A 1,169-nucleotide genomic window follows, 5' to 3' on the forward strand; every position below is an offset into this window, starting at 1 on the left:
TAGAGACCGATGTCCCGTCGGCGCATGCGCCGACGAGGACCTCGTAGATGTCCTCAGCTTCGATTTCAGCAGTAGCGCCGAGGTCAAGATCAATTGGGCGTGTTTAGACGCTCACAATCGTGCGGTTTAGCGGCTGAGCGCGGCTTCGATATTTTTGACAGCAGCTTTGAGCGCGAGTTCACGGAATTGCCCGAACCAGGTTCGCGCTCGCAGCGTATCGCCGAAGCGGCGTTTCAGCGTGCGAATAACTGACTCGACGACGGATCTGCGGTGGTAGGTTTCGTCGTCGAGTCTGGCGTTGTGAGCGGCGTCCAGCGACGAAAATTCACGATGTTTGATCACTGGTCTCACGCCCGCTTCCCTTAGATTTCCGCGTAATTCGTCCCAGTCGTAGCCTTTGTCGGCGGTGATCGTTTCGATTCGGTCAAGATTTCGTGTGAGCACCTGTTCGCCGATCTGCGTATCGTGTGGTCGTTTCATCGAACAGTGTATATCTAGAATTGTACTCGTATCGCAGTCAACGAGAACCGTCGTTTTGACCGCGCTGAACGTGTAATTCGTCCGTTTAGCGTAACGACGACTCGCTCCGCGCCGATCGAATCCGGTTGCGTCGATCGCCTGAATCTCGCCGGTATCGTGGAGCTCCGCCGACAGCTGCAAAAGTCGCCGCCAGATCGACATTTTCAGCTCCTGCATCCGCGAACAGACGGTGGAATAATCGGGCAGTTCAGTCGGTTCTAGGCCGAGAATTCGACTGATTTGCGGCATCTCGTACAGCACGTCCAGCAGCCGCCGGTACGGAAGATCAAGATACGTTTTGAGGCCGTGAATCGAGACGATCACCCAGTCCGCGTAGCCGTCTTCACCGCGTCGTAACGCGGGTTTCGGGGTTCCGACGACGGCTTTTTGAGCGAGCGAAACAACGCGACTAGTGAAGCGGGCTAGCTTCGTTGGCACAACCGAACCTACCCGCTTCACTTCCTAGTAAGTTGGACATTTAGCGACAGCTACTAGGAAGGCAACACTAGTCCGTGAGTCGCTAAGCAACCCGGTTCCGGGCGTCTAAACACACCCGATCAATTTCATCGCTGAGCGTGTTGACGAGAAAGTTAAGGAGCTGGTCTTCGTGGATTTCACTGTCTGCTTGCTTGGTCTTGAACACACCATCA

The 1,169-nt window shown here is 55.1% G+C and carries 1 protein-coding gene; it reads right to left on the minus strand.

Annotation, left to right across the window (positions count from 1 at the left end; translation table 11 throughout):
- Positions 1-126: 126 nt before the first annotated feature.
- Complete coding sequence (locus tag APQ99_RS12450) at positions 127-957, minus strand: IS5 family transposase (protein ID WP_136361703.1); 831 nt, start codon at positions 955-957, stop codon at positions 127-129.
- Positions 958-1,169 lie beyond the last annotated feature (212 nt).

Source organism: Halobacterium salinarum DSM 3754, assembly GCF_008124605.1.
GTDB classification, from domain to species: domain Archaea; phylum Halobacteriota; class Halobacteria; order Halobacteriales; family Halobacteriaceae; genus Halobacterium; species Halobacterium salinarum.